16 protein-coding genes are annotated in these 19,038 nt (G+C 62.4%); 9 read left to right on the top strand and 7 right to left on the bottom strand.

All coding sequences use genetic code 11. From position 1 onward, the window contains the following. Positions 1–257: 257 nt before the first annotated feature. Positions 258–1,322, bottom strand: coding sequence for a 23S rRNA (cytidine(2498)-2'-O)-methyltransferase RlmM (gene rlmM / locus HU738_RS02165; protein WP_186603759.1), 1,065 nt, complete (start codon positions 1,320–1,322; stop codon positions 258–260). Between the two features lie 220 nt (positions 1,323–1,542). On the opposite strand from rlmM, the gene acnA reads away from it, so the two are divergent. Both acnA and HU738_RS02155 read left to right on the top strand, forming a co-directional pair. Continuing rightward, entirely contained in the window at positions 1,543–4,284 is a 2,742-nt protein-coding gene (gene acnA, locus HU738_RS02160; RefSeq protein WP_186603760.1) for an aconitate hydratase AcnA, read from the top strand. 300 nt (positions 4,285–4,584) lie between these two features. Continuing rightward, entirely contained in the window at positions 4,585–6,150 is a 1,566-nt protein-coding gene (locus tag HU738_RS02155; protein ID WP_186603761.1) for a methyl-accepting chemotaxis protein, read from the top strand. Between the two features lie 186 nt (positions 6,151–6,336). On the opposite strand, the gene HU738_RS02150 is transcribed toward HU738_RS02155, so the two are convergent. The 5 genes from HU738_RS02150 to HU738_RS02130 form a co-directional block, all read right to left on the bottom strand. Then, positions 6,337–7,221, bottom strand: a complete 885-nt coding sequence (locus tag HU738_RS02150) for a pseudouridine synthase (RefSeq protein WP_186603762.1) — start codon at positions 7,219–7,221, stop codon at positions 6,337–6,339. A gap of 50 nt (positions 7,222–7,271) precedes the next feature. After that, the gene (locus HU738_RS02145) at positions 7,272–7,580 is read right to left on the bottom strand and encodes a transcriptional regulator (protein WP_176507779.1); all 309 of its coding nucleotides are present in this window, start codon (positions 7,578–7,580) and stop codon (positions 7,272–7,274) included. Positions 7,581–7,650: 70 nt separating this feature from the next. Then, a complete protein-coding gene (locus HU738_RS02140) occupies positions 7,651–8,082 on the bottom strand; it encodes a D-Ala-D-Ala carboxypeptidase family metallohydrolase (protein WP_186603763.1) in 432 nt (143 codons plus the stop codon). Between the two features lie 108 nt (positions 8,083–8,190). Beyond that, complete coding sequence (locus tag HU738_RS02135) at positions 8,191–8,430, bottom strand: glutaredoxin family protein (protein WP_176507777.1); 240 nt, start codon at positions 8,428–8,430, stop codon at positions 8,191–8,193. A 77-nt stretch (positions 8,431–8,507) separates the two neighbouring features. After that, complete coding sequence (locus tag HU738_RS02130; RefSeq protein ID WP_186603764.1) at positions 8,508–9,716, bottom strand: ammonium transporter; 1,209 nt, start codon at positions 9,714–9,716, stop codon at positions 8,508–8,510. A 321-nt stretch (positions 9,717–10,037) separates the two neighbouring features. Here HU738_RS02130 and HU738_RS02125 point away from each other — a divergent pair, with 321 nt between their 5' ends. From HU738_RS02125 to HU738_RS02100, 6 genes are all read left to right on the top strand, one after another. Further along, the gene (locus HU738_RS02125) at positions 10,038–10,352 is read left to right on the top strand and encodes an ElaB/YgaM/YqjD family protein (RefSeq protein ID WP_099815566.1); all 315 of its coding nucleotides are present in this window, start codon (positions 10,038–10,040) and stop codon (positions 10,350–10,352) included. Positions 10,353–10,361: 9 nt separating this feature from the next. Then, entirely contained in the window at positions 10,362–10,736 is a 375-nt protein-coding gene (locus HU738_RS02120; protein ID WP_152955821.1) for a phage holin family protein, read from the top strand. Next, positions 10,733–11,062: a hypothetical protein gene (locus tag HU738_RS02115; RefSeq protein WP_176507775.1), complete on the top strand. Its 330-nt coding sequence runs from the start codon at positions 10,733–10,735 to the stop codon at positions 11,060–11,062. Before HU738_RS02120 ends, HU738_RS02115 begins: the two co-directional genes overlap by 4 nt. 103 nt (positions 11,063–11,165) lie before the next feature. Then, the gene (locus tag HU738_RS02110; protein WP_176507774.1) at positions 11,166–12,497 is read left to right on the top strand and encodes a deoxyguanosinetriphosphate triphosphohydrolase; all 1,332 of its coding nucleotides are present in this window, start codon (positions 11,166–11,168) and stop codon (positions 12,495–12,497) included. Between the two features lie 276 nt (positions 12,498–12,773). Next, entirely contained in the window at positions 12,774–13,394 is a 621-nt protein-coding gene (locus tag HU738_RS02105; RefSeq protein ID WP_176507788.1) for a response regulator transcription factor, read from the top strand. Positions 13,395–13,402: 8 nt separating this feature from the next. Next, positions 13,403–17,002, top strand: a complete 3,600-nt coding sequence (locus HU738_RS02100) for a transporter substrate-binding domain-containing protein (RefSeq protein ID WP_186603765.1) — start codon at positions 13,403–13,405, stop codon at positions 17,000–17,002. Between the two features lie 38 nt (positions 17,003–17,040). On the opposite strand, the gene HU738_RS02095 is transcribed toward HU738_RS02100, so the two are convergent. After that, positions 17,041–17,385 carry a YggL family protein gene (locus tag HU738_RS02095; protein WP_167057967.1) on the bottom strand — a complete coding sequence of 115 codons (345 nt, stop codon included), beginning with the start codon at positions 17,383–17,385 and terminating at the stop codon, positions 17,041–17,043. Between the two features lie 187 nt (positions 17,386–17,572). Between HU738_RS02095 and dacB the strand changes: the two genes are divergently transcribed. Next, positions 17,573–19,036 (top strand): D-alanyl-D-alanine carboxypeptidase/D-alanyl-D-alanine endopeptidase, encoded by a 1,464-nt coding sequence (dacB, locus tag HU738_RS02090; RefSeq protein WP_186603766.1) that lies wholly within the window; start codon positions 17,573–17,575, stop codon positions 19,034–19,036. The last annotated feature ends 2 nt before the right edge of the window (positions 19,037–19,038 follow it).

Raw genomic sequence — 19,038 nt, 5'->3', positions numbered from 1 at the left:
ACCAAAAACCCCTCGCTCCCATCATCCGGCCCCTCCGCTGCGCTCCGGGGTCCCCTCACTCCGGCCTTGCTCCCGGGAGGACCGCGCTGCAGGCCCCATCCTGGGGCCCAGCGCTTGACGGGCATCCATGCCCGTCACCTCCCTCCGCAAGACCTGCGTTCGGCCTCCTGAAGTCGCAATCTGCGTCGCCTGAACTACCGCGCGCTTAGAAGCAAAAGCAGAGCAAGAGCAAGAGCAAGAGCAAAGCGGGTCGTGGGTCAGCGTGGCTTGAGGTCCAGCCTGCGCAGGTGGCAAGTCACTTCCTCACGGTCGTGATACAGCTGCTTGCAGGCAATCGATACCTTGACCTTGCGCGCCTTGAACGTCGCCTCCATGCGCTCCAGCAACCGCCGTACTTCGGCATAGCGCTGCTTCATCGGCAACTTCAGGTTGACCACCGCCTCACGGCACAGCCCCTCTCCCAACCACGTCTCGATCAGCGAGGTGGTCCGCGCCGGCTTCTCGACGATATCGCAGACCATCCAGTCCACCGGATGCTTTGGCTGCCAGGTGAAACCGTCCGCCATCAGGTGCTCTACCAGCCCAGTCTCCATCAGGCTTTCGGCCATCGGCCCATTGTCGATGGCGGTGACCAGCATGCCGCGACGCACCAACTGGTAAGTCCAGCCGCCAGGCGAAGCGCCCAGGTCGACACCCTTCATGTCGTCACCAAGGCGCACATCCCACTGCTCACGCGGAATGAACTGATGCCACGCCTCTTCCAGCTTGAGGGTCGAACGGCTCGGCGCCTCACGCGGAAACTTCAGCCGCGGGATGCCCATCGGCCATAACGCGCTGTTTTTCGCCTCGGCCACGCCGACGAACACCCGCCGGCCGCTGATGAAGGTCAGCAGCAGACGCGGCAGACTGGCGTTGTCCACCAGGCGACCTGCCTTTTCCAGGGCCTTGCGCAGCGGTACTTCGAACTTGCGGCAGAAGGTCGACAGCTCCTTGCCTTCGTTGCTGTCCAGCACTTCCAGCCACAGGCTACCGAAAACCGGCTGCTCGGCCAGGTGCGCCAACAGCACGCTGATGCGGTCGGTCTCCGGCAGTTCGATATAGGTGCCTCGCGCCCACTGGCGCGGGAAGATCAGTTGCGCAAAGCGCAGCTGTGCCATCAGGCGTTCGGCACCTTCGGCCTCGGCGCAGACGAACTCGGCACAAGCGCTCTGCGGCTTGCCCTTGGCATAACCGGCCACACCCAGCTGGGCGGCGTGTTCGCTGATCTCGGCGCAGACCTCACCCTCGAAACCGGGCCGGCAATGCATGAACAGGGTATTCATCTCTCACTCCACTACGGCTGACGCACCACGGGCGCCGGCAGGGCGGCGATGATAAAGGAAGATCGGAACCTGCGACATGCCCCGCCGGTCCAGAAAAGAGTCAGGGGCAGCAAACAGAGCTAACCTGACCCTTCAGCCAGGCCCGTGCCGTGCGGGCCGAAACAGCGCGGTGGCACCGGCCATCCAGCCGTGCCGGGCCCCGCCGCACAAGGAGTTGGCAATGCCCTCGCTCGATAGCCTGAATACCCTCAAGACCCTCCAGGTGGCTGACCGCACCTACCACTACTACAGCCTCGCCGAAGCCGGCCGGCAGCTGGGCGACCTGCAGCGCCTGCCCATGTCGCTCAAGGTGCTGCTGGAAAACCTGCTGCGCTGGGAAGACGGCAAGACCGTCGGCACCGATGACCTGCGCGCCCTCGCCGGCTGGCTGCAGGACCGTCGCTCCGACCGCGAAATCCAGTACCGCCCGGCGCGGGTGCTGATGCAGGACTTCACGGGCGTGCCAGCAGTCGTCGACCTGGCCGCCATGCGCGCCGCCATGGCCAAGGCCGGCGGTGATCCGCAGCGGATCAACCCGCTGTCGCCGGTGGACCTGGTGATCGACCACTCGGTGATGGTCGACCGCTACGCCACGCCACAGGCCTTCACCCAGAACGTCGACATCGAAATGCAGCGCAACGGCGAGCGTTATGCCTTCCTGCGCTGGGGCCAGAGCGCATTCGACAACTTCCGCGTGGTACCACCGGGCACTGGCATCTGCCACCAGGTCAACCTGGAATACCTCGGGCGCACGGTGTGGACCCGCGAAGACGATGGCCGCACCTATGCCTTCCCCGACACGCTGGTCGGCACCGACTCACACACCACCATGATCAACGGCCTTGGCGTACTCGGCTGGGGCGTCGGCGGCATCGAGGCGGAAGCGGCCATGCTCGGCCAGCCGGTGTCGATGCTGATCCCCGAAGTGATCGGCTTCAAGCTCACCGGCAAGCTGCGCGAAGGCATCACCGCCACCGACCTGGTGCTGACCGTCACGCAGATGCTGCGCAAGAAAGGCGTCGTCGGCAAATTCGTCGAGTTCTACGGCGACGGCCTGGCCGACCTGCCGTTGGCCGACCGTGCGACCATCGCCAACATGGCACCGGAATACGGCGCGACCTGTGGCTTCTTCCCGGTCGATGAGGTCACCCTCGACTACTTGCGGCTGTCCGGCCGCCCAAGTGAATCCGTGCAACTGGTCGAGCAGTATTGCAAGGCACAAGGCCTGTGGCGCCGGCCAGGGCAGGAACCGCTGTTCAGCGACACACTGGCCCTGGACATGCATGACGTCGAGGCCAGCCTGGCCGGGCCCAAGCGGCCACAGGACAGGGTTGCCCTGGGGCAGGTAAGCCAGGCCTTCGACCACTTCATCGAGCTGCAACCCAAACCGCTGGCCAAAGAGGTCGGGCGCCTGGAGAGTGAAGGGGGTGGCGGGGTGGCGGTCGGCAACGCCGATCAGGCCGGCGAAATCGCCTACAGCCATGAAGGCCAGACCTACACCCTGCGCGACGGCGCTGTGGTCATCGCCGCGATTACCTCGTGCACCAACACTTCCAACCCCAGCGTGATGATGGCGGCCGGCCTGTTGGCGAAAAAAGCCCTGGAAAAAGGCCTGCAACGCAAGCCCTGGGTCAAGAGTTCACTGGCCCCTGGCTCCAAAGTGGTGACCGATTACTACCAGGCGGCGGGGCTCACCCCATACCTGGACCAGCTTGGCTTCGACCTGGTCGGCTACGGCTGCACCACTTGCATCGGCAACTCAGGGCCATTGGACGACGCCATCGAAAAAGCCATCGCCAGCGCCGACCTAACGGTCGCTTCGGTCCTGTCGGGCAACCGCAACTTCGAAGGCCGCGTGCACCCTCTGGTCAAGACCAACTGGCTGGCCTCGCCTCCGCTGGTAGTGGCCTACGCGCTGGCCGGCAGCGTGCGCGTCGACCTGACCCAGGATGCGCTGGGGACGGGCAACGACGGCAAGCCCGTCTACCTGCGCGATATCTGGCCCAGCCAGCAGGAAATCGCCGACGCCGTGGCCAAGGTCGACACGGCCATGTTCCACAAGGAATACGCCGAAGTCTTCGCCGGCGACGCGCAATGGCAGGCCATCGAAGTACCGCAGGCGGCGACTTACGTCTGGCAGGACAGTTCTACCTACATCCAGCATCCACCGTTCTTCGACGATATCGGCGGGCCGCTGCCCGAGATCAAGGACATCCACGGTGCACGCATCCTAGCCCTGCTCGGCGACTCGGTGACCACCGACCACATCTCCCCGGCCGGCAACATCAAGGCCGACAGCCCCGCCGGGCGTTACCTGCGCAGCAAGGGGGTGGAGCCTCGGGACTTCAACTCCTACGGTTCGCGGCGCGGCAACCACGAAGTGATGATGCGCGGCACCTTCGCCAATATCCGCATCCGCAACGAGATGCTGGCCGGCGAGGAAGGTGGCAACACCGTGCATGTGCCCAGCGGTGAGAAGCTGTCGATCTATGACGCAGCCATGCGTTATCAGGCCGAAGGCACGCCGCTGGTGGTCATCGCCGGCCAGGAATATGGCACCGGCTCCAGCCGTGACTGGGCGGCCAAGGGCACCAACCTGCTGGGAGTCAAGGCGGTGCTGGCAGAAAGCTTCGAACGCATCCACCGCTCCAACCTGGTGGGCATGGGCGTGCTGCCGCTGCAGTTCAAGGCCGGGCAGGACCGCAAGCAATTGGCGCTGACGGGCAAGGAACAGATCGACCTGCTGGGGCTCGACGGCGCCCAGATCACACCGGGCATGAGCCTGCCCCTGCGCATTACCCGTGAGGATGGGCAACAACAGCAGATCGAGGTGCTGTGCCGGATCGACACGCTCAATGAGGTGGAATACTTCAAGTCAGGTGGGATCTTGCACTATGTGCTGCGGCAGATGATTCGCAGCTGATTGGCTTGGGTGCTGTGGCGTCTGTGAAATCGAGCGCCGCGCGGGCGGCGCTCGATCTACGCGCCACTACAAAAACGACGTCAGCCACCGGGCAGTAGCACTTTGATGGCCGGTCAGTCATCATGCACCCAATCTGTAACCAAACGGTCACAAACATAGGCAAACTGCTGCGAACTCCAAGGTCCACATAACGCACCTGCAATAGCGGCCATTTGCCCCAGATCAAGTAAATTAAATATCCATTCAATAAAACCATTGGCTTGCCGATATCTGTCGAAAGCCTTACGGACTATTCAGCTCATGCGTAACAACCAGCCGATTACCCAGAGGGAACGGACCTTCCCTGCCCAACAACGGTTGATCTCCACCACCAATGTCAAGGGTGTGATCACCTACTGCAACGATGCATTCGTCGAGATCAGCGGTTTTACCCGCGAAGAGCTGAATGGTGCACCCCACAACCTGGTGCGCCACCCGGATGTGCCGACTGCGGTGTTTGCCCACATGTGGCAAACCCTCAAGCAAGGCTTGCCGTGGATGGGCATCGTCAAGAACCGCTGCAAATCCGGCGATCACTATTGGGTAAACGCCTACGTCACGCCGATATTCGAGAACAACCAGGTCGTTGGCTTCGAGTCGGTTCGGGTCAAGCCTAGCGCCGAGCAAATCCGTCGTGCCGAAGCCCTGTACCAGCGCATCAACGACGGCAAGACGGCCATCCCGCGCCGTGATCGCTGGCTGCCGGTGCTGCAGGACTGGCTGCCGTTCATCCTGGTCAGCCAGGTCGGTTTCCTGATTGGCAACTGGCTCGGTCACTCGTGGGGCTTCGCACTGGCCGCCGGCCTGTCGGTACCGCTCGGCCTGCTCGGCCTGAGCTGGCAACAGCGTGGCCTGAAGCGCCTGTTGCGCCTGGCCGAACAGACCACCTCCGACCCGCTGATCGCACAGATGTACACCGACAGCCGTGGAGTACAGGCACGCCTGGAAATGGCCATGCTCAGCCAGGACGCGCGCATGAAGACCTGCCTGACCCGCCTGCAGGACAGCGCCGAGCACCTTAGTGACCAGGCGCGTCAGTCCGATGCCCTGGCGCACAAGAGCTCCACGGGTCTGGAGCGCCAGCGCGTGGAGACCGAACAGGTCGCCGCCGCGGTCAACCAGATGGCTGCCACCACCCAGGAAGTGGCCAACCACGTGCAACGCACCGCAGACGCCACCCAGGAAGCCAACCGCCTGACCAGCCAGGGTCGGCAGATCGCCGGGGAAACCCGCGACGCCATCGAACGCCTGTCGAGCGCCGTCGGCGAAACCGGCCAGACCGTGACCCAGCTGGCCAAGGACAGCGACGAGATTGGCGGCGTGGTCGATGTGATCAAGGGCATCGCCGACCAGACCAACCTGCTGGCGCTCAATGCTGCAATCGAAGCGGCCCGTGCCGGCGAGATGGGCCGTGGTTTTGCCGTGGTCGCCGACGAGGTACGCCAGCTGGCCCAACGCACCGCCGAATCGACCGGGCAGATCCACGGCCTGATCGCCAAGCTGCAACAGACCGCCAACAACGCCGTGCTGACCATGGAAACCGGCCACCGCCAGGCCCAGGAAGGCGTTGACCGCGTCATGCAGGCCGACCAGGCCCTGGTCGGCATCAGCGAAGCCGTGGCCAATATCACTGACATGGCGACCCAGATCGCCGCCGCCACCGAAGAGCAGACCGCAGTGGCCGACGAGATCAGCCGCAACATCAGCACCATTGCCGAACTGGCCGACCAGACAGCCGAGCAAGCGCAGCATTCGGCGCTGCTCAGCGAAGAGCTGACCATCACTGCCGGCAGCCAGTATTCGCTGGTGGAGCGGTTCAACCGTTAGGCCTGGCCTGCTCGCTGTTTTGGAAGCAACTGTCTTGCTCGGTTTCTAGAATCGACGCGATCCCTGTGGGAGCGGGCTTGTCCCGCGAACACCGGCAAAGCCGGTGCCATGCAACGCGCCGCCTGCTTCGCGGGACAAGCCCGCTCCCACAATGACCACTGATCTCCCGCAAAAAGGCCGCGAAAGCTACCAATCCAGCGTCAGCCGGCTCTCGAAGTAGCGCTCCTCGCCAGTCAACGGGTCGACAAACCGCAAGCTTTGCGCCAGCAGCTTCAACGGCCGCTGATAGTCGTCCTCTTCCTTGAGCAACTCGGGATAGAACGGGTCGTTGCAGATCCCTGCCCCCAACGCCGCCATGTGCACACGCAGCTGATGTGTCTTGCCGGTTACCGGCGACAGGCCGTAGCGCCACCACTCGCCATTCGTCTCCAGCACATCGGCGAAGGTCTCGCTGTTGGCGTCCCCTGGCACTTCATGCATGCGGAAGAACGGCTCGCCATGCACCAGGCGACTCTTGTGCACCAAGGGGAATGCATGCTGCGGCAAGGCGGCAGCGATGGCCTGATAACGCTTGTCGATCCGCCGCTCCGGAAACAACCGTTGATAGGCGCTGCGCGTCTGCGGATTGGCGGAAAACAGCACCAACCCGGCGGTGTGCCGATCGATGCGGTGCAGCGGGACCAGATGCGGGTTGTCCAGGCGCCGGATCAGGCGCCGCAAAAGGGTCTGCTCGACATACTCCCCGGTGGGCGTCACCGGCAGAAAGTGCGGTTTATCGGCCACTACCAGGTGCTCATCGACATGCAGGATGGTCTCCTGCACCGGAATCGGCCGCTCGTTGGGCACTTCGCGAAAATAGTGAACGCGCATGCCGCGAAGGTAGGGCATGTCGGCGGCAATTGCCCTGCCTTCGGCATCGAGCACCCGCCCCCGAGCGAAGCGGTCAAGCCACTGCGCACGCTCGATCGCCTTGAAATGGTCGCACAGGCAATCGAGTACCGTGGCCCAGTTGCCGGGTGGCAGGCAGAGCGTGCTGGCTTGCTGGCGGGCGGGGTCGAAAGGCGTGGTCATGGCAGGGCTCGAGCAATCAAAGCCGCACATTATCCCCCAAGCCCGGCGCCTCAACCAGCCTCGACCATCCTCTCGCTATGTGCCTTCAACCAGCGCAATACCTGCACCGGCTCCCATCGCCCGGGGTCATAGAGCGCATAGATCAGGCCCTGGTAACCCACCACATCCAGCCCGCGATGGTAACCGGCACGCTGGAACAAGGCCTCGATTTCTGCAAAACAGGTGTTGAAATGCACCTTTGCGAAAGGCGTGCGGTCATCGGTGACCAAGCCTTCGAGACGCAATTCCAGCACGGCGTCGCACACCCGCTCCACCGGCATACGGTTGACGCTGTACTTGAGTTGCTCGACGTTGAGCATGAATCACCTCGACACTGTATTTATATACAGCATACGGAGCGCGACACCGCTGCGTCAATCGGCTCGACCGCTACTGCAAGCCGGGCAGGTAGCCCGTACCCTTGCGAATGGTCAGCACCTGACGGCGCGGCGCGGCCACCGATACCGACAAGTGAACCCAGCTGTCGAACTCCAGAATCAACTGGTCGAACGCCAAGTCACTCTCGCTGACCTGCCTGACCACTTCCCGGTTGTCGATGCCCCGCACGGTGAAATCCGCAGCCAGGCCTTTCACGTGCTGGCTGTCTGGCGCCCCGCCGACGAGCAGATTGACCGCCTCGCTGCGGTATCCACTGCTGACGATCACGGGGCGTCCGAACATCTCCCGAACCTGCTCAAGCACCTGGCAAAGCAGGCGCAGGTTACCCAGGACTTCAGGCGGAGGCATATTGTCCAGCCCCTCTCTCGCGGCAACTTGCGAAGCAATCAGTTCTTCCAGGGCGAAATGTGGCGTGATCAGCATGACGAGGCTCTCGATGACGATGCAAAGGTACCGATGATCATTCAACGGTGAGGCATCATCATTCCTGGCCTGAGGCCATGCACGATGGCAAGCATTCCCCCCTGCCCTTCACTGGTGAAGAAAAGCCACGACCTGCTCGGCATCGAAGGGCCAAGGCAGCTCTGCCGACGTGTCGCTGCGCCGCAACACCGGAATGATCAAACCGTACCGCTCGAACAAGGCCTGGTCGTCGGCGATATCGACCAACTCGATCAGCAAGCCATGTTCAACAAAGGGCATCAGCACGGCTTCGGCCACTTCGCACAAGTGGCACCCGACGGTTCCGAAGAGTTGGCATTCAGGCAGCATGGGGGGCAACACCCGGTTTGACTGTAGGAAAGAAGCTTATTCTAAGTCCGTCCTGCCCCCTCTGCACCTGACCCTGCTCAATCCTGGCTGGTGGCGCCGATCCGGTGCAGTGACAAGTCTGCACCCTGGAACTCCTGTTCATGGCTCAAGCGCAGGCCATGCACCTGGCGAATCAGGCCGTACACGGCAAAACCACCGATCAGTGCGATCAGGACGCCTGCCAGGCTGCCCAGCAGCTGGCTGACCAGGCTGACCCCACCCATGCCACCCAGCGCCACCTGGCCAAACACGCCGCAGGCGATGCCGCCCCACAGGCCGCAAAGCCCGTGCAGCGGCCAGACGCCGAGCACATCGTCGACCTTCCAGCGATTCTGCGCAGCGGTGAAGCTCCAGACAAACAGTACCCCGGCCACCAGCCCGGTAGCCAAAGCGCCAACGGGGTGCATCAGGTCAGAGCCGGCACAGATCGCCACCAGCCCTGCCAACGGCCCATTGTGCAGGAAGCCCGGGTCGTTGCGCCCGGCCAGCAAGGCTGCCAAGGTGCCGCCGACCATGGCCATCAGCGAATTGATCGCTACCAGGCCACTGACACCTTGCAAGGTCTGGGCGCTCATCACATTGAAACCGAACCAGCCGATGATCAGGATCCATGAGCCCAATGCCAGGAATGGAATGCTCGACGGTGCAAAGGCCACCAGGCGGCCGTCGCGGTAGCGCCCGCGCCGAGCGCCCAGCAACAGCACCGCGGCCAGCGCCAGCCAGCCGCCCATGGCATGCACGACCACCGAGCCGGCAAAATCATGGAACGGCGCACCAAAGCGGGCCTGCAGCCAGGCCTGCACGCCGAAATTGCCGTTCCACACCACGCCTTCGAAAAAGGGATAGATGAACGCAACGATCAACGCCGTGGCGCATAGCTGCGGCGCGAAGCGCGCACGTTCGGCGATCCCCCCCGAGATGATCGCCGGAATCGCGGCCGCGAAGGTCAGCAGGAAAAAGCATTTGACCAGCGCATAGCCGTGGTCGGTGGCCAGTTGCGACGCCGGCTGCAGGAAGTTCACGCCATAGGCGATCCAGTATCCGATGAAGAAGTACACCAACGCGGAAATGGCGAAGTCGCTGAGGATCTTCGACAGCGCGTTGACCTGGTTCTTGTGGCGCACGGTGCCCACTTCGAGAAAGGCGAAGCCGGCGTGCATGGCGAGCACCAGAATGGCGCCCATCAGGATGAACAGGGTGTTGGAGCCGTGGACCAGGGAGTCCATTGCGCTGTGCATGTTTTCCATGAAAGAGGCAGACCTGCTGAAAAAGCACCAGGACAGTTCAAGAACCTGCATCCCTGCACCGAATCGGTGCCAGCTTTTGCCCTGTTTTGCCGAACCGGGCGCGGCCTGCGTGGTTTTTTCTTGGGTTTGTCGTGGATTGGGTTAAGGTTTATCGGTATCCGCCAGGGTCGACGCCCTGGTTCGGCGCACCGCTGCGGGCTACGCCCCGCGTTGTGGCAAATTTCAGTAGCAAGGCCCATACCAGCGCCGCTAGTGAACCTTCCATACACCCGGTCACTCGAATGACCTACAGACCTGCACACCTACGATAGGGAGAGCCCCATGGCCAGCAAATCGGCAAAGACTGCACAAGAGATATTGATGGCTGACTTCCAAGCCTTGGTTCGCGATACCGAGCGCTTGCTGGCCGATACCGCCAACCTCGCGGGCGACCAGGCCGATGAACTGCGCGAGCAGATCCACGAGCGTCTGACCCAAGCCCGTGAAACCTTGCAACTGACCCAGGATTCAGTGCGTGAGCGCGGCCAGGCAGCGCTCGGTAGCGCCGAACAGTACGTCCAGGAGAAACCCTGGCAGGCCATTGGTATTGCCGCAGGCGTCGGCCTGCTGATCGGCCTGCTGGCCAATCGGCGCTGAGGAGTCCCCATGGAGAATGACAGCATTGGCACCAGCGCTTCCGGCAAACGCCTGGGCGCGGCACTGCTGGGGCTGCTGCACAGCCACATCGAACTGTTCGGCATCGAACTGCAGGAGCAGAAAGCACGCACCCTGAGCCTGCTGCTGTTCGCCGGCCTGGCACTGGTGTTCGCACTGCTGCTGCTGACGGCCTTGTCCGGCTTGCTGCTGGTGCTGCTGTGGGACAGCTATCGGCTGGCGGGCATCATTGGCCTGTGCGTCTTCTATGGCGCGGCTGCGTTGTATTGCGGCCTGCGCCTCAAAGCGGCTGTGTTCGATGAGTCATCACCCTTCGGTGCGACCCTCGACGAACTGGCCAAGGACCGGGAGCGCCTGTTGCCATGAGCCTGCCTGAACTACCGAATACCCGTAATCCACGGGAGCTGCGCAAGGCGCTGCTACGCCTGCGCATGGAAATGCACCGCCAGGAGATCCGCCATGAGTCCGGCCAGATGCTGCAACCCTTGCAGCGCCTGCGCGGCATGGGCAGCTCGCTGCATGACGGGTTGGGTATCAAGCACGCGCCGTTGTGGGGCATCGGTGCCGTCGTGGCACTGGGCTTTCTGACCGGCAAAGGGGTACGCAGCGGCAACCTGGGCCGCCTGGTCCGGCTGGGAACCAGCTTGTTGCCGCTGGTGCGCCTGTACCTGCAAGGCAACCGTCGCCCTTGAACGTCGTGACCGGCCCCCTGCCCAAGGCCGGTCACGATCTTCCCCTTGCACACCTGCTCACGACGCTCGAAGCTATCCCTCTCGATCGACAGGAGACCGCGCCTTGGACTGGCACACCCTGCTCACCCGCGAACGCCTTGGCAAAGCGCTCTACAGCGCCGAAGAACTGGGCCGCAGCCCGTTTCACAAAGACCATGACCGGATCATCTTCTCAGGGGCCTTTCGCCGCCTCGGGCGCAAGACCCAGGTCCACCCCGTCACCAGTAACGACCATATCCACACGCGCCTGACCCATTCCCTGGAGGTCAGCTGCGTTGGCCGCTCACTGGGCATGCGTGTCGGCGAAACACTGCGCAGCAGCCTGCCCGAGTGGTGCGAGCCCAGCGACCTGGGCATGATCGTGCAGTCGGCCTGCCTGGCTCACGACATTGGCAACCCACCGTTCGGCCACTCCGGTGAAGACGCCATTCGCCACTGGTTCCAGCAGGCCGCCGGGCGTGGCTGGCTGGACGACATGAGTGACGACGAACGCGCCGACTTCCTCAATTTCGAAGGCAACGCGCAAGGCTTTCGTGTGCTCACCCAGCTCGAGTACCACCAGTTCGATGGCGGCACCCGGCTCACCTACGCCACCCTTGGCACTTACCTCAAGTACCCTTGGACTGCCCGGCATGCCGATGCCCTCGGGTACAAGAAGCACAAGTTCGGCTGCTACCAGAGCGAGCTGCCACTGCTGGAACAGATTGCCCGCAAGCTCGGCCTGCCGCAGCTCGAAGAACAGCGCTGGGCGCGCCATCCGCTGGTGTACCTGATGGAAGCGGCAGATGACATCTGCTACGCCCTGATTGACCTGGAAGACGGCCTGGAGATGGAGCTGCTGCACTACGCCGAAGTCGAGGCGCTGCTGCTCGACCTGGTCGGCGATGACCTGCCGGAGACCTATCGACAGCTTGGCCCTGCCGACTCCCGCCGACGCAAACTGGCCATACTGCGTGGCAAAGCCATCGAGCACCTGACCAATGCCGCTGCCCACGCCTTTGTCGAGCAGCAGCAAGCACTGTTGAGCGGTCGCCTGAGCGGCGACCTGGTCGAGCATATGCACGGCCCGGCCAAGCGTTGCGTGCTGCAGGCCAAAGCCATGGCGCGAAACAAGATTTTCCAGGACAAGCGCAAGACGCTGCATGAAATTGGCGCATACACCACGCTGGAAATCCTCCTCAACACGTTCTGCGCTGCCGCCTTGGAACAGCATGGCGGCCGTACGCCGTCATTCAAGAGCCGCCGCGTGCTGGACCTGATCGGTAACAATGCCCCTGACCCGCACGACTCCCTGCACCAGGCGTTCCTGCGCATGATCGATTTCATCGCGGGCATGACCGACAGCTATGCGAGTGATATGGCTCGGGAAATGACCGGGCACTCGAACCTGAGCTAAGGGCGAGGCGTCGCTCCGTACAAACCGAGCGACGCCCTTATCTAAGAAACGTCCTACAAACTACATCGCCTTATAAACAACGTATACACAAAAGAACAAAAAGTACCCAAAACGCCTTTGACGACGAAGTAAATTCTTACACTTCGTAGCCCAATTTGAATTCCGCTGTAAGCCGTTTCCCATATATATCGAATTATCCATCCACTCGCCCCCGCCGACTTGCAACTGGGGTAAGGTGCCACCCTGCCTCCGCCATTCGCTGCAGGGAACTTGAACATGAATAGCGTATTTATCGTCGATGACCATCCAGTCATCCGCCTTGCTGTCCGTATGTTGCTGGAAAACCAGAACTACAAGGTCGTGGGTGAATCGGACAATGGCGTGGATGCCATACAGATGATTCGTGAAACCCAGCCAGAACTGGTGATCCTGGATATCAGCATTCCCAAACTGGACGGTCTTGAGGTGCTTTCGCGCTTCCAGGCCATGGCACTGCCGCTGAAGATTCTGATACTCACCGCACAGACACCGGCATTGTTCGCGATGCGCTGCATGCACTCCGGCGCTGCAGGTTATGTATGCAAACAGGAAGACCTGAGCGAACTGCTCAGCGCAATCAAGGCCGTACTCGCTGGCTATAACTATTTCCCCAGCCAGGCGATACACAATGACCATGCAACAGCTGACGCTGACCTGAAACTCTTCCGACTCGTTAACGACCGAGAACTGATGGTCCTGCAACTTTTCGCCCAAGGCCGCAGTAACCAGGAGATCGCCAAAGGCATGTTCATCAGCAACAAGACCGTCAGTACCTACAAAAAGCGGCTCATGCAGAAATTGCAGGTCGACACCTTGGTCGACCTGATCGAAATGGCTAAACGCAACGCGCTGGTCTGAGGTTTTCGATGCTGCATCTGATCACTTGCCTGGGGTTCGTCCTGGCCTTCGCCTGCGACCTGGCGCAGGCTTCATCCCAGAACGTCGAGACCTATACCCTGCTCGCCCGCTCTTCGGCGATGCCGCTCAACCCGCCACTGACTGAACAGCAAAAGCAGTGGCTGATGGGTCGCCATAGCCTGATCCTGGGCACCTCGGCGCCCGACTACCCACCCTTCGACATCACCAGTGGCGGGCAGATCTACCAGGGCCTCACCGCCGAATATGCAAGCCTGATCGGCAGGGCACTGAACCTGCCGGTGAAGGTCATGCGCTACCCCCATAGGCAGGCAGCGCTGCAGGCGCTCAAACGTGGGGAAATCGACCTGCTCGGCAGCGCCAATGGTTACGAAGCGACAACCGAAGGCGTGACGCTTTCGCACCCTTATGCGGTTGATCAACCCGTGCTGGTCACCCGGGAAGATGAAACGCGTGCCCTCAATGGCGGTCTGCATGGCCTGCGCCTGGGCATGCTCTACCACTACCTGCCGCAAGAGGAAGTCCAGGCTACCTACCCCAATGCCGAGGTGCTGGTTTTCGGCTCATCCACCCAGGCCCTCAACGCCGTGGCCTTTGGCCAGGCGGATGTGTTCGTCGGCGATACCATTTCGACCCATTACCAGCTCAACCGCGGGCACCTGCCACGGTTGCGCCTGGCCAGTTTCGGTCAACACGAGAACTTCGGTTTCAGTTTCGCCATGCGCACCGAGGATGTGCAGCTCAAAGAGCTGGTCAATGCAACCCTCAACCGCCAGTCCAGCTCACTGCGGGCCAGTATTCTCAAGCGCTGGAGCGCTGGCAGTGACCTGCTGCTGAGCAATCGCCAGCTGCAGTTGACGGCGGACGAGGAGCAGTGGCTGCGCAGCCACCCGGTCATGCAGGTCGCGATTGACGAAACGGCAGCTCCCCTTTCCTATTTCGATGGCAACGGCCATTTTCGCGGAATAACCGCCGACCTGCTGGACCTGATACGCCTGCGAACCGGCCTGCGCTTTGAGGTACAGCGGGCCAATGGCATTGCCGACATGCTCGCACGGCTTGAAGACGGGCGTGTAGACATGATTGCCGCCCTTGCCAGCGACGGCATCGACGACAAAGGCCTGCGTTTGAGCCGGCCGTACCTCGAAAGTCCCCACGTGCTGGTCACCCGTACCCATGACGAGCGGTTCAGTTCGCTGGAGCAGCTGAGCCAGCGTCGTATCGCCATCTCCCGCTACAGCAACATGGACGAGCTGCTGGCGAACCACTTCCCACAGATCGGCTGGATCGAGACCGAAAGCCCCTATTATTCGGTAGCGCTGCTCAACAGTGGTGCCGTCGATGCCGTGATCACACCATTGATCGACGCCAACCACGCCCTTGCCGTCAATACCAACCTGGTCATACGCAGCACGGTGGGCAGCGAGCCAGCCAACTTTGCGATGGCGACCCGCGAACAGGACAGAGCACTTGCCAGCATGCTCGACAAAGCCCTGCTGAGTATCTCGCCGGAAGAACTGGGGGTGATCAACAACCGCTGGCGCGGCTACGACGTGCATGAAGATGCCAGCTGGCAAGGCTTGCGACGCCTGATCCTGCAAGTGCTGCTGGGGACAGGCGTGCTGCTGTTGCTGGCGCTGCTGTGGAACGCTCGCCTGCGCGGCCAGATCAAGCAGCGCCAACGCGCCGAACGTGCGCTGAGCGACCAGCTGGAGTTCATGGGTGCACTGCTCAACGGCACCCCGCACCCCATGTACGTGCGCGACCGCGAGGGCCGCTTGCAAAGCTGCAACGCCAGCTACCTTGAAGCCGTCCAGTCCAGCAAGGAAGCAGTGATTGGCAGGCGCCTGGAAGAGAGCCTGTTCGCCGATGCCGAGAACACCCGCCAGATTCAGGCCGATTACCAACAGGTGATGGCTGCCGGCGTGCCGCTGATCATTGACCGTCCTGTACGCCTCAAGGATCGCGAAATGACCCTTTACCACTGGATCCTGCCTTACCGTGACTCGCTGGGTGAAGTACAAGGGATCATTGGCGGCTGGGTCGACATCAGCGATCGACGCAAACTGGTTCAGGAACTGCGCGAAGCCAAGCGCCTGGCCGACGACGCCAACCGTGCCAAGAGTACCTTCCTGGCCACCATCAGCCATGAGATCCGCACGCCGATGAGCGCGGTCATCGGCATGCTCGAACTGGCGTTACGGCGCGCACTGCAAGGGCAAGTGGACCCCACTTCGCTGGAAGTCGCCCATCAATCGGCGAGGGATTTGCTTGGCCTGATCGGCGATATCCTGGATATCGTGCGTATCGAGTCTGGCCACCTGTCACTCAATCCAGAGGCCGTCGATCCGGCAGCGCTTGTCGAGTCGGTCGGCCGCGTCTTCCACGGGCAAGCGCGCCAGAAAGGCCTGGCCCTGGACATCAACATCAGCCCTGAAGCCCGTGGCCATGCCTTGCTCGACCCGCTGCGCTTCAAGCAGATCCTGTCCAACCTCGTGAGCAACGCCATCAAGTTCACCGAGCAGGGCCAGATCAACATCACACTCGGTTTGCGCGACGAAGGCCCGTGCGCGCACCCGACGCTGGAACTGGAAGTGCGCGACAGTGGCATCGGCATCGAGGGCGAAGACCTCCAGCGCCTGTTCAACCCGTTCGTCCAGGCCAACCCGCATAGCCAGGGTGCCCGCGCCGGCACTGGGCTCGGCCTGGCTATCTGCCATAGCCTGTGCGAGATGATGGGTGGCAACCTGAGCATCAAGAGCCTCCCGGACTTTGGCACACAAGTTCGCCTGCTATTGCCGCTTGAGCGCGTCGACGCTCCGGCGCCGCAGGGGCGGGAGGCCGAGGAGGTGGACATACCCGACAGTGACCTGAAAGTGCTGGTGGTCGATGATCACCCAGCCAACCTCTTGCTGATGGCACAGCAACTGGGTTACCTGGGGCTAAGCCATGCCAGCGCCAGCGACGGCCGCGAAGGTCTGGAAAAATGGCGCCATACGCCGTTCGACGTGCTGGTGCTCGATTGCAACATGCCACACCTGAGCGGCTACCAACTGGCCACTGCCGTGCGCAGCGAAGAGCGCCAGAACGGGCGACCGCGCTGCGTCATCCTGGGCTACACCGCAAACGCCCAACCCGAAGTCAGGCAAAAGTGCCTCAGCGCCGGCATGGACGATTGCCTGCTCAAGCCCATCAGCCTGCGTACGCTCAGCCAATGCCTGGCCAAGATCGTGCCCAGACCCCACCAGGCCATCGAGCCATTGTTCAACCTGGCGGGCCTGGCCGGCATCGTCGGCAACAACGCCAGAAGCCGTACGCGCTTTCTCACTGCTGTGCACACAAGCCTGCAGGAAGACCTGGCACTGCTCATGAGCCTTGATCCCCAGCATCAGGCCAACGAGATTCGCGAGCAGGCGCACAAGATCCTCAGCGCGGCACGGCTGCTGGAAGCAAGGCGCATGATGACGGCCTGCGAGGCCCTGGAGGAAGAAACCTTGTCTGCGGGGTGCATCCGACTGCAGCGGCAGGTACTGGCTCGGCACATGCGCCGAGTGGAGAAAGCGCTGGCCAGGGAACTGGCCAAGGCTTGACTGAGCGGCGCCCGAGCGAGGCGCCGCTCATGCACAGGTCAGGAAGCCGGGTTGATCGGCTTTTCCGGATACCAGGCGTCCAGCAGCGGGCTGACTTCGATGGTGGTCAGTTCGCTGCGGCCTTTGAGCCAGGCTTCGACCGTGGCACGCTGCTCTTCGCTGACCGAGCCACGCTTGGCCGAGCACACCAGACCGAAGTCATCGCCGCCAACGTAATCGAGGCCGTTGGCATCCATGGCTTCAGCCAGGAAGGCGTCGAGGAAGGCATCGATGGCTTCGTCGGACAGGTCTTCCTTGAAACCCAGGTTCAGTTCGAAACCCAGCTCCTGGAATTCATCAACGCACAGCTTCTTGCGCAGACGACGGGAACGGTTGGTAGCCATGAAACAATCCTCTTGAGTATTAACGCGCGGCACTTTACCAGTTTCCACGCTACAAAGGCGCTTTTCCGTCGAACGTGGCGCATCAGCGCTGCGCTTGGGGCATAATGCGCTCTATATTTCATCCTGGGGTGATCATCTCGTACAGCCCCATTGTCTTTTTCCCTCGTCCGCAGGGTATTTAATCCATATGATCAAAAAGCTCCGCCCCCTCGTTCTCGCTGGCCTGCTGCTGCCGCTGGCATTGCCCAGCCAGGCAGCTGCCGTCAATACCTCCCTGCCGCCGAAAGTCCAGCAAGCACTGAAGGCCAACAAGCTGCAGGACAGCGCACTGTCACTGGTCATGCTGCCGCTTAACGGCCCTGGCTCGGCGACCGTGTTCAACGCCGATGTATCGGTCAACCCGGCCTCGACCATGAAGCTGGTCACCACCTATGCCGCCCTTGAGCTGCTCGGTCCCACTTTCCAATGGAAGACCGAGTTCTACACCGACGGCACCCTGAGCAACGGTGTGCTCAATGGCAACCTCTACCTCAAGGGCGGCGGCGACCCCAAGCTGAACATGGAAAAGCTCTGGCTGCTGATGCGTGACCTGCGCGCCAATGGCGTACGCACCGTTACCGGCGACCTGGTGCTGGACCGCAGCCACTTCGTGCAACCCAACCTGCCGCAGTTCGACGATGACGGTGGCGACGTCAACAAACCGTTCCTGGTCAAGCCGGATTCGCTGATGATCAACCTCAAGGCCCTGCGCTTCGTTGCCCGCAACGACGGCGGCAAGGTCACCGTTGCCGTCGAGCCACCGATCACCAGCATCCACATCGACAACCAGGTCAAGGCCGTGGCCTCCAAGCAGTGCAGCGGCGACGTGCGCTACAACCCGGTGCAGCAGGCCGACGGCATCAGCGTGACCGTCACCGGCCAGCTGGGCGATGGCTGCAATTCGCAGACCTACCTGTCGCTGCTTGACCACCCGACCTACGCTGCCGGTGCCGTGCGGGCCATCTGGAACGAGCTGGGTGGCAGCATCCAGGGCCGTGACCGCATCGAAAACGTGCCCAAGAGCGCTCGCCTGCTGGCCCGGGCCTTCTCGCCCGACCTGGTTGAGGTGATCCGCGACATCAACAAGTACAGCAACAACACCATGGCCCAGCAGCTGTTCCTGAGCATCGGCGCGCAGTTCCGCACCGACGCCGACGGCGACGACGCCCGTGCCGCGCAACGCGTGGTGCGCCAGTGGCTGGCCAAGAAAGGCATCACCGCGCCGCACCTGGTGATGGAGAACGGCTCCGGCCTGTCGCGCGCCGAGCGGGTCAGCACCCGCGAAATGGCGGCACTGCTGCAAGCGGCGTGGAACAGCCCGTATGCCGCCGAGTTCATGAGTTCGATGCCACTGGTGGGTATGGACGGCACCATGCGCAAACGCCTGAAGCGCACCGCTTTGACCGGCGAAGGGCACATCAAGACCGGCACCCTGAATACCGTACGGGCGATCGCCGGCTTCAGCCGCGACAGCAACGGCAATACCTGGGCGGTGGCGGCGATCCTCAACGATCCGAAGCCATGGGGCGCCTCGCAGGTGCTCGACCAAGTGCTGCTGGACCTGTACCGCCAGCCGAAGCTGAACAACAACGCCACGGCTGCAGCACCTTGATG

The sequence above is a fragment of the Pseudomonas vlassakiae genome (assembly GCF_014269035.2).
Classification (GTDB): domain Bacteria; phylum Pseudomonadota; class Gammaproteobacteria; order Pseudomonadales; family Pseudomonadaceae; genus Aquipseudomonas; species Aquipseudomonas vlassakiae.
Note: the sequence above shows the minus strand (reverse complement) of the source record. Positions and strands in the feature narration are given on the sequence as shown.